This window comes from Prevotella sp. MGM1 (genome assembly GCF_002933775.1).
Classification (GTDB): Bacteria; Bacteroidota; Bacteroidia; order Bacteroidales; family Bacteroidaceae; genus Prevotella.
The window spans coordinates 109780-124632 of sequence record NZ_BEWV01000203.1 but is presented as its reverse complement, the minus strand read 5'-3'; the positions used below and the strand labels follow the sequence as shown (position 1 = coordinate 124632).

The following is a 14853-nucleotide window of genomic DNA, read 5'->3' as shown; positions in this document are numbered from 1 at the left end:
TGCTTGCCTTCATAAAAGTCCACCTCAAACGGCAGTATGCAGAACATCCTGTCTATATCCCGCCTGATGCTCTTGATACGATACTCCTTCCATGCCCATATTTTCGGTGAAATATAATAGTATACGGGTATGTCGGTATGAGCCTTAACAAACTTCGCGACCGAGAGGTTGAATCCCGGATAGTCGATTAGAATGACGGCATCGGGATGCCATTCGGAAATATCGCGCTTGCACATCCGCATGTTTCCGAGTATCGTCGGAAGATGTCTCAGCACGGGAACAAAACCCATATAGGCCAATTCACGGTAATGGCGCACGCAAGTGCCGCCCTCGGCAGCCATAAGGTCGCCACCGATAAAGCGGAACTCCGCCTGCCGGTCGTGGCGTTTCAGGGCATGCATGAGGCATGAGGCATGCAGGTCGCCACTCGCCTCGCCCGCTATCAGATAGTATCTCATTGGATGTTCCAGCCCTTTATCTGTTCAAAAAATTCATAAGCAGTGACATCTATCCGCGTCGGCGTCACGGCCACATATCCATGGGTGAGCGCATAGTTGTCCGTATCTTCGGCTTCCGACTCGTCGTTTGTATATTCACCGGTCATCCAATAATAGTCATATCCGCGTGGATGACGGCATTTCACGACCTCATTACCCCACGTACCCCGTGCCATACGACATATTCTCACACCTTTGTAAGAGTCGCCAAGCGGGAAATTCACGTTCAGACATACACCAGTCGGCAACCCTTCGGCAAGCACCTGTTTTGTAATCTTTTTTACAATATCCGACATCGGCGTGAAATCCGCGTCATCACTGTGGTCGCACAGCGAGAAAGCCACGGATGGGATATATTTCATGCACCCTTCGAGCGTAACGCCCATAGTGCCGGAGTAATGCGTGTTCACGGATGCGTTGTCGCCATGATTGATGCCCCCGACAACCATGTCGGGACGCCGTCCGCCGCAAAGCTGGCTCAGAGCAATTTTCACGCAGTCGACAGGTGTGCCGCTGCACGACCACACCTCAACATCGTCCCACTTTCGGCGCAGCTTCAACCGCAACGGCTCGGCCGCAGAGAAAGCACACGAAAATCCGCTGCGCCCCGACTCGGGAGCACACACGAGCAGCCGGGCAATCGGGCTGAGCATGTCTATAAGGCTGCGCAACCCTTTGGAGTGGTAGCCGTCGTCGTTTGAAATCAATATCAAAGGTTTCTCTTTTTCCATAAATCTTATTATCGTTTATTGTGCAAAATTACTAAAAAAGCACCATAAATGGCATTTTCTCATATAAAATATGTAACTTTGCAAGCAAATCAAAAAGCCATCACCATGTGGCAACACGTAAAATGGGAAAAATAATCGCATTAGCAAATCAAAAGGGCGGCGTAGGCAAAACGACCACCACCATCAATCTGGCGGCATCGCTCGCCACGTTAGAGAAAAACGTGTTAGTGGTTGACGCAGACCCGCAGGCCAACGCATCGAGCGGACTCGGAGTCGACATCAAGCAGGTGGACTGCTCGCTATATGAATGCATAATCTCTCACGCAGACGTGCGCGACGCCATATACACCACCGACATTGACGGACTCGACATCATACCGAGCCACATCGACCTCGTGGGAGCGGAGATAGAAATGCTCAATCTCGAAGACAGGGAGAAAGTGATAAAAAAACTGCTCGAGCCTATCAGGGCCGAATACGACTACATACTGATAGATTGCAGCCCATCGCTCGGACTCATCACGGTAAACTCCCTGACGGCGGCCGATTCGGTGATAATACCCGTGCAATGCGAATATTTCGCGCTCGAAGGAATCAGCAAACTGCTCAACACAATAAAGATAATCAAGAGCAAGCTGAACACAAGGCTCGAAATAGAAGGCTTCCTGCTGACGATGTACGACTCGCGCCTCAGGCTTGCCAACCAGATATACGACGAGGTGAAGCGGCATTTCCAGGAGCTTGTGTTCAAGACGGTGATACAGCGAAACGTGAAACTGAGCGAAAGCCCGAGCCACGGACTGCCGGTCATCCTCTACGACGCAGACTCGACAGGCAGCAAGAACCACCTTGCGCTGGCAAAAGAGATTATCAACAAGAACAAGTAAACCCTATTATCATATCGTGAGCGGACGACAGGCAGACTGACACAGCCTGCGGGCAGTCCGTGAGCGGACGACAATAACAATGGCAGTACACAAGAAATACAGCAATAAGAGCGTACTCGGACGGGGACTCGACGACATCGGAAACGGACGGGGACTTGACGCATTGATAGACACGGGAGAGGTACACACTCAAGGTTCGTCGAACCTGAGCGAGATAGCCGTGGAGCTGATAGAGCCGAACCCCAACCAACCAAGACGCGAATTTGACGAGAACGCACTCAACGAACTGGCCCACAGCATCAGCGAGATAGGCATCATACAGCCTATCACACTGAGACAGACAGCTGACGGGAAATATCAGATAATAGCCGGCGAACGCCGTTGGAGGGCATCCCAAAGGGCCGGGCTGAAAGCCATTCCGGCATATATCCGCACAGTGGAGGACGAGAGCGTGATGGAAATGGCTCTCGTGGAGAACATACAACGTGAGGACCTGAACGCTATCGAGATAGCGCTCGCATACGAGCACCTGTCGGAAACAACAGGCATGACACAGGAAAAAATCGCCGAGCGGGTGGGAAAAAGCCGTGCGGCGGTGACCAACTACATGCGGCTGCTGAAGTTGCCGGCACAGGTTCAGATGGCTCTCAAGAACAAAGAGATTGACATGGGACACGCAAGAGCGTTACTGGCAATAGACAGTCCGAGCGTGCAGATAAAGTTATTCAAAGAGATACAGAAGAACGGATACTCCGTGAGGAAAGTCGAGGAGATGGTCAATATGCTCAAAAACGGGCAAGACGTGCAGACGGCAAAGAAAAGGATAGCGGCTAAAGCACAGATGCCCGAAGAGTTCACAGCACTCAGAGACAGACTGGCGGGATTTTTCAAGACCGATGTCAGAATGACATGCTCGCCCAAGGGAAAAGGGAAAATAAGCATATCGTTCGCCAACGAGGAAGAACTCGAACGGATAATGAACGCTCTCGACAGCGTGAACAACGGATAAAAACAAGCGGCGGAAAGTGAAACGAAGCAACATCATATCCGCACTGCGTGTATCGGTGACCGCGTTGATACTGTCGATTGGCAGTCTGGACGCGGCCGCACATGACGGCACCAGACACGACACGGGCACCGTCGCAACGTTCACGGCCGACAGCATTGACAGGGTTCTGGCTACCATCGACTCGATAGCTACGGACGACAAAAATGTCGAAAAGGCTCAGAAAAAAATAGAAAAAGAAGCCCGCAAAGCGGCCAAGGAACCAAAAGACTGGGACGCATGGCGGCCGAATCCCCAACGGGCGATGTGGCTGGGAATGGTAATTCCCGGAGCGGGACAGATATACAACCGCAAATATTGGAAACTGCCGATATTCTACGGAGGCATGATGGGGTGCATATATGCGATGAACTGGAACAACATGATGTACAAAGACTACTCGCAAGCGTATCTCGACATCATGGACGATGACCCCACCACGCAGAGCTACAACAAGTTTTTGCATCTCGGAATGCAGATAGACAAGTCGAACGAGGAGCGATACAAACGTATATTCAAAAGCAGAAAAGATAAGTACCGCCGATGGCGTGACCTCAGTTTCTTCTGTCTTCTCGGTGTATACGCCCTGTCTGTGATAGACGCTTACGTGGATGCCGAACTGTCTGAGTTTGACATTTCAAGCGACCTGAGCCTGAGGGTTGAGCCTGCCGTGATGAGGGTTGAGAACGGAAGCAACTCGCTTGAAAACGCCGCACTCGGCCTGCAATGCAGCATAAGGTTCTGACAGGAGCGGAAAAACCGCAAGACATAGCACGGCAGGCATTCAAGTGGGAGTGACAAGGTAAAGAGATGGGGCCGCATCCGCTTTCCGGCACGACATGACGGATATGAGGGACTCATGAAAAAAAAGAATATTTCCGCTACGGCTAATCACAACGACAAGACAACAAATATTACTATATAACAAAACGAACATTACAATATAATAATGAATAAAAGAACATTTCTGATGACAGCCGCTGTCTTCTTTGCAGGCAACTGCGTGATGCAAGCTCAAAATACGATTAGCGACAATGGGACAACGGCTACGGATAACGAGATAACAGTGACAGACAATGAAGGGCGAAACGAGGTTATCGAGGTGCCCGAGGCAATGGAACAGGACATCGACAGCCTGATGAATCTATATATGTCGAAAAACTATCTCGACGAGGACAACGACTGCCGTATGAAAGATGTCAATCCCGTATTCGCCAAAGAGGTGTATGTGGATAGGCTGAGCCGCATTCCGTCGGTGATAGAAATGCCGCACAATGACGTGGTACAGAAATTTATCGACAGATATAGCGGCAGGTTGCGCCACTCCGTCAGCTACATGCTCGGCGCGTCCAACTTCTACATGCCCATCTTCGAAGAAGCCCTCGAAGCATATAATCTGCCGCTTGAGCTGCGCTATCTGCCGGTAATAGAATCGGCACTCAACCCCACGGCCGTATCAAGAGTGGGCGCGACGGGACTTTGGCAGTTCATGCTCGTAACCGGAAAACACTACGGACTGAAGGTAAACTCGCTGGTAGACGAACGCCGCGACCCGGTGAAATCATCATACGCGGCGGCTCATTACCTGAGCGACCTGTATAAAATATTCGGTGACTGGAATCTCGTCATTGCCGCATACAACTGCGGTCCCGACCAGATCAACAAGGCCATACACCGCTCAAACGGCTCAAGAGACTACTGGCAGATATACCCCTACCTGCCGAAAGAAACAAGAGGATATGTTCCCGCATTCATCGCGGCAAACTACATAATGACGTATTACTGCGAACATAACATCTGCCCGATGACAACAAGACTGCCGGCAAAGACAGATACGATCATGGTTGACAAGAACATACATCTCGAACAGATCGCATCCGTATGCGGAATAGACATGGAACAACTCAGGACACTGAACCCTGCGTATCGCCGGGACATTGTGCCGGGAGCATCAGAGATGACATACATAAGGCTGCCGCAGACAGAAATAGGAAAATTCATTGACAAACAAGAGGAGATCTGCAACTACAAAGCCGATGAACTGATGAACAAACGCACCGAAGTGGCCGTCAACGACGACGCACCTGCATACTCATCCCGAAGCAGATCCACTTCAAGAAGCAGCACACGCTCCTCATCGAGAAGCAGAAAGACCAGAAGAAGCAGTGGCGCAGGAAAGAGCATAACAATAAAAAGCGGACAGACACTGTCTGAAATAGCGCGCAAGCACGGCACAACGGTAAGCAAACTGAAAAAGCTCAACGGCATAAAAGGCACCAACATCCGGGCCGGCAAGAAACTCAGAGTGAAATAAACGACAATCATTCCGAAGGGCATAATTATGGAAGACGAACAGATTAAGAGAGAAGCGGCAGACACTGAGCTAATCAACGGCGCGTTCCAACACTTGCTGGACACTTACATTTCGTCGCGTCACCGCAAGAAAGTGGATATCATCACAAAGGCATTCAACTTTGCGAGACAGGCCCATAAAGGAGTTAGAAGGCTGTCGGGAGAGCCATATATAATGCACCCGATAGCCGTAGCGCAAATAGCTTGCGAGGAAGTCGGACTGGGGTCTACAAGTATTTGTGCCGCACTGCTGCATGATGTGGTGGAAGATACGGACTATACGACGGAGGACATAGAAAATATCTTCGGTGCCAAAATAGCCCAGATAGTGGACGGCCTGACTAAAATCAGCGGCGGAATATTCGGTGATCAGGCCTCGGCACAGGCCGAGAACTTCAAGAAACTGCTTCTCACCATGAGCGATGACATACGTGTCATACTCATAAAGATATGCGACCGCCTGCACAACATGCGCACACTTGACAGTCAACCGGCAAACAAGAAATACAAAATAGCCGGAGAGACACTGTACATTTACGCCCCACTGGCCAACAGGTTAGGACTTAATAAAATCAAAACCGAGCTTGAAGACCTAAGTTTCCGGTACGAGCATCCTGAGCAATATGATTCTATCCGCAGGAAGTTGGCATCCACACAAGAGTCTCGCCAGACACTGTTCGACCGCTTTACCACTCCAATCGAAGCGTCATTGAAGGAGATGGGCATCGAATACTCCATCAAAGAGCGCATCAAAAGCCCTTATTCCATCTGGCACAAGATGCAGACCAAGCACGTCACATTCGACGAAATATATGATATCCTCGCGGTACGCATCATCTTCAAGCCCAAAAGCCGTGAAGAGGAAATCAACGAATGCTTCAACATTTACGTTGCCATCAGCAAGATATACCAGTCTCATCCAGACAGGCTGCGCGACTGGCTGAACCACCCCAAGGCAAACGGTTATCAGGCATTACACGTCACTTTGATGTCAAAGCAAGGCCGCTGGATTGAAGTTCAGATACGCTCCGACCGCATGGACGAGATTGCCGAGCAGGGACTTGCCGCGCACTGGAAGTACAAGGAAGACGGCCAAGTGGAGTTTACGGAGGACGAAGGCGAACTGAACGAATGGCTGCACACCATCAAAGAGATACTCGACGACCCGCAGCCCGATGCCATGGATTTCCTTGACGCAATCAAAATGAACCTGTTCGCATCCGAAATATTCGTCTTCACACCCAAAGGTGAGATAAAGACGATGCCCGCCGGATGCACGGCTCTCGACTTCGCGTTCTCCATCCACACGTTCCTCGGCAGCCATTGCATAGGCGCCAAGGTCAACCATAAGCTCGTCCCACTGAGTCACAAGTTGCAAAGCGGCGACCAAGTGGAGATACTCACATCCAAATCCCAGCATGTACAGCAGTCATGGATAAACTTCGTATCCACCGCCAAGGCCAAAGCCAAGATACAAGCGATACTCCGACGCGACGGAAGGGAACTGCAAAAGCAGGGCGAAGAGATTCTGAATGAGTTCCTGGACAAGCACGACATGAAATACACGAACGCCATAGCCGATCAGCTCGCGGCTTTCCATGAAGCGCAAAAACGTGAGATTTTCTTCCAGTCACTGGCCGAAAAGACAATCATTCTCGGTGAAAAGGATATCGACGAGCTGCAGGGCAAGCATAAAAAGCTTAAGAACGGCAAGGGATGGCGTAAATACGTGCCTTTCCTCAGTTACGGAAAGAACGGCAAAGGTGTCTCAAAGCCACTCAGCCTGTTTATCGTCCCTGAGAAATTCAACCGCAAGAAGCCTATATTCATCACGGACGACAACATTACACAATATAAGTTCATGCACTGCTGTCATCCTATTCCCGGAGACGACATTCTCGGATTTATCGACAATAAAAGCCAAGTCGAGATACATAAGCGTTCCTGTCCCGTGGCAACGAAACTGAAATCGAGCTTCGGCAACCGGATACTTGATGCCAAATGGGATATGCACAAACGACTGTACTTCGACGCCACCATACACCTCAAAGGCATAGACCGCATCGGAATGCTCAACGAAGTGACAAAGGTCATATCGGAACAGATGAACGTCAACATCCATAAAATAACGCTCTCGTCAGACGAAGGGATATTCGACGGCATCATAGAACTGCGCGTGCACGACAGGGATGACGTAATGGAGATTATCAACAGTCTGAAAAAAATAGACAACATGCAAAAGGTCAACCAGATAATGTAATCTCCGCACCCACCCTCAAACGGGTACACTCCGCTCCGCCGCAAACCGAAGACAATTACGCCGCAAAACATCCGGCATACTTCCATGCACCGCAAAATACGGTGCGGCAAAAACCTACTGCCATATTGCCTCACTGTTACCTGATGGCGATAACAGGCAAAACGCATAAACAATCAAAAACAACAAATCAAAAAAGACCTGAAATGAGAAGAAAACTAATCCTGATGCTGGCCTTAGCTGCCGCAACGCTATGCTCAAGCGCCGCAAACAAGTATGACAATCCCGACACGCTGGTAGTGGCCCGCGACGGAACAGGTGAGTTCCGCACGATAGACGAGGCCATCGAAGTGTGCCGCGCCTTTATGGAATACCACAAAGTGATATACGTGAAAAAAGGCGTATATAAAGAAAAGCTCATCGTCCCGCAATGGCTCACGAACATAGAGATACTCGGAGAGGACAGAGACAACACCGTAATCACCTACGACGACCACGCAAACATAAAATCAGCGGAACGTCCCAAAGGAATAGGGACATTCAGGACATACACCGTGAAAGTGGAAGGGAGCGACATTACGTTTAGAAACATAACCATCGAGAACAACTCGGCACGTCTCGGACAGGCCGTAGCCATACACACGGAAGGCGACAGACTGATATTCGTCAACTGCCGGCTGCTCGGTCATCAGGACACAGTCTATACAGGAATTGCCGGCACTCGCCTGCTGTTTAAAGACTGCTACATCGAAGGTACTACCGATTTCATATTCGGCCCATCCACCGCATGGTTCGAAAACTGCACCATCCACAGCAAGTCCAACTCATACATCACAGCCGCATCAACACCCAAAGACCGTCCCTACGGCTACATATTCAATAACTGCCGCCTTACGGCCGATGCCGGAATAACCAATGTCTATCTCGGCCGACCGTGGCGACCATACGCTTACACACTGTTCATGAACTGCGACATGGGCACCCACATCCGGCCTGAGGGTTGGCATAACTGGAGGAAAAAGGAAAACGAGACCACCGCACGATATATGGAATACAACAACAGAGGCGAAGGGTCTAAAACGGATAAACGCGCCGGTTGGAGCAGACAACTGACAAAAAAAGAAGCGGCGAAAATCACGATGAGCAAGGTATTCGGCATAAATGACTCATGGGAACCGGAATACTGAATGCCATTAGGAAAACCGCAATAAAAAGATGAAATGATCAACAATGCCGCATCGTCGGCTCTCTGAACATCATTCGGAAAACAGAAATAAAAGCATGTGGGTGCGGAGAATTACCGAAAGTAATATCCGCACCCACGCATTATATATATGTGTCACCTCGCTTGCACCTCGCTCCATTTGGGAGGACACACATTCAGCAGATTACGCACAAAGAAATCGTAACGCTTACGCTCTCCGAAACTCTCGCCCATGGTATGGCGGGCACCCGGGATAACCACCAGTTCAAAGTCCTTTCCGGCCTTTATCAGCGCATCGGCCACCTGCATCGTGGAAGCCGGATCCACATTGTCATCCAACTCTCCCACCACGAGCATCAGAGGCCGGGTAAGCAAATGAGCGTTTTCCACGTTCGAGCAGTCCTTATATTGCTCACCCACAGGATAGCCCATCCACTGCTCGTTCCACCAAATCTTGTCCATCCTGTTATCATGACAACCGCACGCCGAGTAGGCCGCCTTATAGAAATCAGGATGATATAGCACAGCGGCCATGGCCTCCTGCCCGCCGGCCGAACATCCGAAGATGCCCACTCTCGACGTGTCCATGCAGGCATATTTCTCCGCTGCGGCCTTTATCCACGCTATATGGTCGGGCAGACCGGCATCTTTCAGGTTCTTATAACACACGTTTTCAAACTCCCTCGAACGGAACGAAGTTCCCATTCCGTCGACCATTACCACAATAAAACCAAGCTCCGCCATAGCCGACATATTATAATCGTATGGCATGAACGTCTTGGGCACATAGTGGTTGCCCGGTCCTTGATAGATATATTCCACAACAGGATATTTCTTTTTCGGATCGAAATTTGACGGGCGTACTATTATTCCCCACATGTCTGTCTTGCCGTCGCGCCCTTTCGCGGCGAATACCTCTGGCGCTTTCCAGCCCTCTGCCAGCAGGGCCGTTATGTCTGCCGTCTCCAACGGCATCACCACCGAGCCGTCGGCAGCATCGCGCAGCACAGCCACAGGTGCCTTGTCTACTTTCGAATACACGTCTACCAGATACTTCATGTCGTACGAGAACCATGCGCTGTGCATCCCCTCATCCGGAGTGAGGCACGTAAGCCCACCGCTGTCGAAACCGATCCGGTAATAACGTATCAGATACGGGTCCTCGTCTTTACGCATTCCATTGGCCGAAAAGTAAATCAACTCATTATCCTCGTCAACCCTCACCACTTGTCTCACATACCATTCGCCTTTCGTTATCTGCCGCAGGACTTCTCCTGATGCACGGTCGAACATATATAGATGGTTCCAATTGTCCCGCTCACTCATCCATATCATCCGCCGACCATCGCGAAGGTCGTGGCGGAAACGGCGTGAATAGTTCACATACTTGTCTGATGTCTCTTCCACAATGGTGCTCACCTTGCCCGTCTCTGCCGACATGCCGAGCACCCTGTAAACCTGATGCCCGCGCTGGTTATACTCGAAAGTGAGTCCACCGCCGTCTGTGTCCCAACGCAGTCCCCACAAGTAGTACTGCCTGTCGAAAAGCTCTGTAGACGGAATTACAGCCTGTCCGCTCTCCACATCAAACACGCACGGCACTTTAAAGGGCAGCTCATCGCCCGGCTTTGCATATTCCTGTTTGTGAAGTTTCGGTTGAAGGCGGTCTTCCGGAGAAGACTCAACGTAATAAATATACCGTTTCTCGGTATCTCGAATTTTGCAAGCCGCCACCTTTCTGCTGTCAGGCGACCAGTATATATATGCCGAATAGTAATTACCCTCTGTGCCGTCCACGCTCAACTGCCGCTCCTTTCCTCCCGCCACAGTACGCACGAAAATGTTATTATCCTTGATATAGGCGGTATATTTACCGTCGGGAGAAACGGCAGGTGCCGCCCATTTCTCGTCGTCACGCTCACTCCACAGACGCTGTCCTTGCGGTGGCGTCACCGTGCCACGGCCTGTAAGCCGGTCTCTCTTCGTATCGTACACCCACCGGCGGCCGGCAAAAGCAAACCGTAGCGTGTCGAGCCTGTCGCTCACCGACAACCGTTCGAGATACATGCCACCGGGAGAAACGCTCCTGCCGGTCTTTTCCCCAAGCGCTTTCGCCAGTCTCTTGTGGTCAAACAACTCGCCACGCCGTTTCCTTGCGGCGTCCACCGTCACGTACACCCTACCTTCCGGGGTTGTCCTCACGTACCAGAACCGATGACTTCCGCCTATCCACTGCGGCCTTACATCAGAGTAAAACACCTTTCCGTGCCCGTACTTGCCACGTAGCGCATAAGCACGCTTATAGTCTTCAACCGTGCCTTGCGCTGCCAGCATACAGCAGACAAGAAGCATAACAGCAGTCAATCTCGTTCTCATAACAAACAGTTTTATATCGTTATCGGTTCTTTCATATATAAACCCTATCCCCGTCACGGCATGCACGCCATGAGCCTGACGCACAGTCTGTCCGTCATTCGTCCCGGCAGGGCTTGCGCCTTATTCTGGGAAAGAGTCTCTTCATGCGCAAGAGATAGCGCGTGACTCCGCCGCCCGCCACCACAACAGACACCGACAGGATGATGAGCACAAAACCGCACCACTCCCGCGGGAGCATCTGCTGCCCGAATACGACCATACCGAAAAACACTGCCGTGGCCGGTTCGAGAGCACCGAGAATGGCAGTAGGCGTAGAGCCGATATGCTTGATGGCGGCTGTGGTGCATAAAAAAGAGATGGCTGTGGGGAAAACGGCCAGCGCTATTAAGTTGGCCCAAAGATACCAACCTTCCAACGGCGGCACATGCAGACCGTCGCCGATACATAGCCGCACCACAAACAGACTCAAACCGAACGTAAGCATATAGAAAGTGACCTTCAATGTGGGCATGGCGCCTATCGAACTGCGGTTCACCGCCACCAGATATATGGCATAAGACAGTGCCGAACCGAACACAAGTGCCGTACCGGTACCGCTGAGTGCCATACCACCCTCACCAATGCTGAGCAGAGCGATGCCCACGAGCGCACCGCCAATGCTGACCACAGTCTGAACGGTAAGACGCTCCTTGAACATCAACGTCATTATCAAAGCCACAATCACAGGATACACGAACAGCAATGTCGAGGCTATTCCCACGTCCATATAGTTATAACTCTCAAACAGAGTGAGCGAAGACACGGCCACAAGCAACCCCAACATGACGAGAGGCGGCAACTCAGCGCGCCGCACGGCAAAACCCCGTCCGCGCACTTTCAGCATCACACCTATAATGGGTATGGCAAAAAGATATCTGAAAAACAAGACCGAATCCGGATCCATGCCAGCCTGATAGAGAGGCAAGGCAAACAGAGGATTGGTACCGTATGAAATCTCGGCCAAGGCGCCGAGCAAATATCCGATGACTTTGGTGTTCATATCTCTATATAAACAAAAAGAATATTCTATTCAAATGAAATACTATTCAAGGTAATCGAGCTGACGCTTCAGTGCGAGAAGCTCTTCCCTGATACCGGCAAGGCGCTCGAGTACCTCAGCTGTCTTGTCGGCTCCCGAACGGTTGTTGCTGATGATTTTCTTTGCGGCGGCGAGTTTGAAACCGCGAACCTTCACGAGATTATATATAAGCTTTATCTGCTCTATATCTTTCTCGGTATACTGGCGCACATTGCTCGGTCCCGTGGTCTTGGGTCGCAGATACGGGAACTCACGCTCCCAGTAACGCAACGTACTCTCGTTGAGTTCAAACATACGTGCCACCTCGCTGATGGAATAGTACAATTTCAGGTTTTTATTCAGATTAAGCGCCATAATTCGCCGTTTTAATGAAACATGATTATAAAAGTAATTGCCGGGATGCAAATTCTTTTCTACAAAGGTAGAAAAAACGGAGTGTACACGCAAGACTTTCAAAAGGATTTTGAGGCGCGGCATCCATTTATTGCTTCCGCGGCATGCACGGAAGAGCATCGTCGGGCGATGAATCTGTAAACAAAACGTCATATAAAAGCGATGCGTCTGTTTTCGTATTTTTATGCAATACGGCCTCTGATTTATGCAATATCCGAACAAAAAGCAGGCGGTTTAACTTCGTTTTTTGACAAACGCTCCATCGCCGGACTGCCATTTTCCCAATGTTCCGCAGCGGGATAGCCGTTACAGCGCAATGGGATAGTCGTTGCAGCGCAATGGGATAGTCGTTGCAGCGCAATGGGATAGTCGTTGCGCTACATTCGGTATCCGAATGAAACACAACAGGTATCCTGATGAAACACGGCAACATGCCCGACAGAGCAACAAAAAAGGCTCCCGACACAATGGTCGGGAGCCTGCGCACGCCGCTCGGACATGGAGTCATCGCACATCGGGATGCACGACACGCCGCATGCGGAGCGCAAAGCGTACTCCGCCGGTCACATAACATAATGTCATGCGAGGCCGGGAGCCGGCGGTTTATCAAATATCACGGTTGCCACGAAGTGCATAAATATACGGTTTCCGATGTCTGCCGCACACAAGCGAGCGGGTGTCTTGTAAATATTTATCATAGTCTTGACGATTAAAAACGGTTGTAAACAGAACAAATTTACAATGAAAAACCGGTGAAAACAAGCATCATCAAGATATACTTCGGCATATATACGGCCGCCCACGGCACACCGTGACAGGGAAATCTCACATTAATAAACAAAGAAAAGATTTGCAGATATATAAAATACGAACAGCACTACTATCTTTAAATGCCAGGCAATACAGCTGTACTTGCAGAACAATACCGGCATCTGCAAGGCTTGCAAGACGGTAAAATTTGCGTCATTCGGTATTAATGCTTAACTTTGCGGTCAATTCATAACCGACAAACAGTTTATTATTACAATGAAAAAGATTCTTTGGTTGATTCTTATTGCTGGCATATCGCTTGTAAACGTGTGTATTATGGGTAGTGAACGTGGAGTGAGAGGGATTTATTCCTTTCCCTTCGCTCTAATCTATATCACTATATTCGGATATTATGTATCAGTCAAGAAAAAGTTTGATTTCAAAGAGATACTGCTGCTATCGCTATTGGAAAGAAGTGGTATAATGAAGAATGAATGGAGCGAAAGAAAGCAAAGAACTGTACTTTCCTGCATTTCAATTCCACTGTTATTCATATTTTATATTCTCTCCATTTACTTCTATGCCGTCAATGATTTCATGTTATCGCTCATAGTAGATTTCTTTGTACTATTAGTAATAACCCTGTCCGCAATGATCTGGATAAACAAAACGCCTAAAGAAGAATCAAACAAGAATAATACAACAATATGAAGACACTACTTCCGGTTTTAGCATCAATGCTCGTCGTCTGTCTCGCACCGATGCCTTATTGGTATTACGAGTTGGTACGTTTCGCAGCCATGGTGGCTTTCGGCGTCATGGCGTATCGGTATAATAAAGCGGAGAACGGCAATCTGATGATTACATTCAGCGCCCTGGCCCTTCTGTTCCAGCCTTTTTTCAAGATAGCGCTTGGCCGCGCTATATGGAATACGGTCGACATTGCCGTAGCGATACTGCTCATAATGATATGGATGAAAGAGCGGAAGAAGGCTTGACATAAACAGGATGCTTATTAACAACAATAAAAATAAAAGGATATGCCAAACTGGTTAATAATTGTTTTGATAATTGCCGTATTGGGCGGAATTATCGGTTTCTTCTCCGGCAATGAGGGAGAAAGAGGTTCAAGTGCATTTGCAGGAGCCTTAGGAGGGGCTCTCGGCTGCGGCTACCTGATACTCCATGTTCTTCTAATCGGCCTTTCCATAGCAGCATTTGTAGCGCTATTCGGCTTCCTGTTCGGTTAAACAGAAAGGGAAACAATCCGCATAGCTACACCG

At 49.7% G+C, this 14853-nt stretch carries 15 protein-coding genes; 10 read left to right on the top strand and 5 right to left on the bottom strand.

Annotated elements, in window-relative coordinates:
• Together MoGM_RS08825 and surE are read right to left on the bottom strand one after the other, a co-directional pair.
• The coding region (locus tag MoGM_RS08825) for a lipid-A-disaccharide synthase (RefSeq protein WP_371410520.1) at positions 1-458 on the bottom strand (458 nt) is incomplete at its 3' end.
• Positions 455-1228, bottom strand: a complete 774-nt coding sequence (gene surE / locus MoGM_RS08820; RefSeq protein ID WP_104369702.1) for a 5'/3'-nucleotidase SurE — start codon at positions 1226-1228, stop codon at positions 455-457. The genes MoGM_RS08825 and surE, both read right to left, overlap by 4 nt.
• 122 nt (positions 1229-1350) lie before the next feature.
• Between surE and MoGM_RS08815 the strand changes: the two genes are divergently transcribed.
• The 6 genes from MoGM_RS08815 to MoGM_RS08790 all read left to right on the top strand — a co-directional run bounded on the left by MoGM_RS08815 (position 1351) and on the right by MoGM_RS08790 (position 8956).
• Positions 1351-2115 carry a ParA family protein gene (locus MoGM_RS08815; protein WP_104369716.1) on the top strand — a complete coding sequence of 255 codons (765 nt, stop codon included), beginning with the start codon at positions 1351-1353 and terminating at the stop codon, positions 2113-2115.
• A gap of 79 nt (positions 2116-2194) precedes the next feature.
• The gene (locus tag MoGM_RS08810) at positions 2195-3124 is read left to right on the top strand and encodes a ParB/RepB/Spo0J family partition protein (RefSeq protein WP_104369701.1); all 930 of its coding nucleotides are present in this window, start codon (positions 2195-2197) and stop codon (positions 3122-3124) included.
• A gap of 16 nt (positions 3125-3140) precedes the next feature.
• The gene (locus MoGM_RS08805) at positions 3141-3905 is read left to right on the top strand and encodes a DUF5683 domain-containing protein (RefSeq protein ID WP_104369700.1); all 765 of its coding nucleotides are present in this window, start codon (positions 3141-3143) and stop codon (positions 3903-3905) included.
• Positions 3906-4109: 204 nt separating this feature from the next.
• Positions 4110-5474 carry a lytic transglycosylase domain-containing protein gene (locus MoGM_RS08800; RefSeq protein ID WP_104369699.1) on the top strand — a complete coding sequence of 455 codons (1365 nt, stop codon included), beginning with the start codon at positions 4110-4112 and terminating at the stop codon, positions 5472-5474.
• Positions 5475-5501: 27 nt separating this feature from the next.
• Positions 5502-7772 carry a bifunctional (p)ppGpp synthetase/guanosine-3',5'-bis(diphosphate) 3'-pyrophosphohydrolase gene (locus MoGM_RS08795; protein ID WP_104369698.1) on the top strand — a complete coding sequence of 757 codons (2271 nt, stop codon included), beginning with the start codon at positions 5502-5504 and terminating at the stop codon, positions 7770-7772.
• 203 nt (positions 7773-7975) lie between these two features.
• A complete protein-coding gene (locus MoGM_RS08790) occupies positions 7976-8956 on the top strand; it encodes a pectinesterase family protein (protein WP_104369715.1) in 981 nt (326 codons plus the stop codon).
• A gap of 152 nt (positions 8957-9108) precedes the next feature.
• Here MoGM_RS08790 and MoGM_RS08785 read toward each other — a convergent pair whose 3' ends face one another.
• The 3 genes from MoGM_RS08785 to MoGM_RS08775 all read right to left on the bottom strand — a co-directional run bounded on the left by MoGM_RS08785 (position 9109) and on the right by MoGM_RS08775 (position 12781).
• A complete protein-coding gene (locus tag MoGM_RS08785) occupies positions 9109-11349 on the bottom strand; it encodes a S9 family peptidase (protein ID WP_104369714.1) in 2241 nt (746 codons plus the stop codon).
• Between the two features lie 94 nt (positions 11350-11443).
• Positions 11444-12388: a DMT family transporter gene (locus tag MoGM_RS08780; protein WP_104369697.1), complete on the bottom strand. Its 945-nt coding sequence runs from the start codon at positions 12386-12388 to the stop codon at positions 11444-11446.
• Between the two features lie 42 nt (positions 12389-12430).
• Positions 12431-12781, bottom strand: a complete 351-nt coding sequence (locus MoGM_RS08775) for a MerR family transcriptional regulator (RefSeq protein ID WP_104369713.1) — start codon at positions 12779-12781, stop codon at positions 12431-12433.
• A gap of 455 nt (positions 12782-13236) precedes the next feature.
• Here MoGM_RS08775 and MoGM_RS12800 point away from each other — a divergent pair, with 455 nt between their 5' ends.
• From MoGM_RS12800 to MoGM_RS08760, 4 genes are all read left to right on the top strand, one after another.
• A complete protein-coding gene (locus MoGM_RS12800; protein WP_146078698.1) occupies positions 13237-13533 on the top strand; it encodes a hypothetical protein in 297 nt (98 codons plus the stop codon).
• Positions 13534-13846: 313 nt separating this feature from the next.
• Entirely contained in the window at positions 13847-14281 is a 435-nt protein-coding gene (locus tag MoGM_RS08770) for a hypothetical protein (RefSeq protein WP_104369696.1), read from the top strand.
• Positions 14278-14568, top strand: a complete 291-nt coding sequence (locus tag MoGM_RS08765; protein ID WP_104369695.1) for a DUF6804 family protein — start codon at positions 14278-14280, stop codon at positions 14566-14568. The genes MoGM_RS08770 and MoGM_RS08765 overlap by 4 nt, the downstream gene beginning before the upstream one ends.
• A 42-nt stretch (positions 14569-14610) precedes the next feature.
• Positions 14611-14820, top strand: a complete 210-nt coding sequence (locus MoGM_RS08760; RefSeq protein WP_104369694.1) for a hypothetical protein — start codon at positions 14611-14613, stop codon at positions 14818-14820.
• Positions 14821-14853 lie beyond the last annotated feature (33 nt).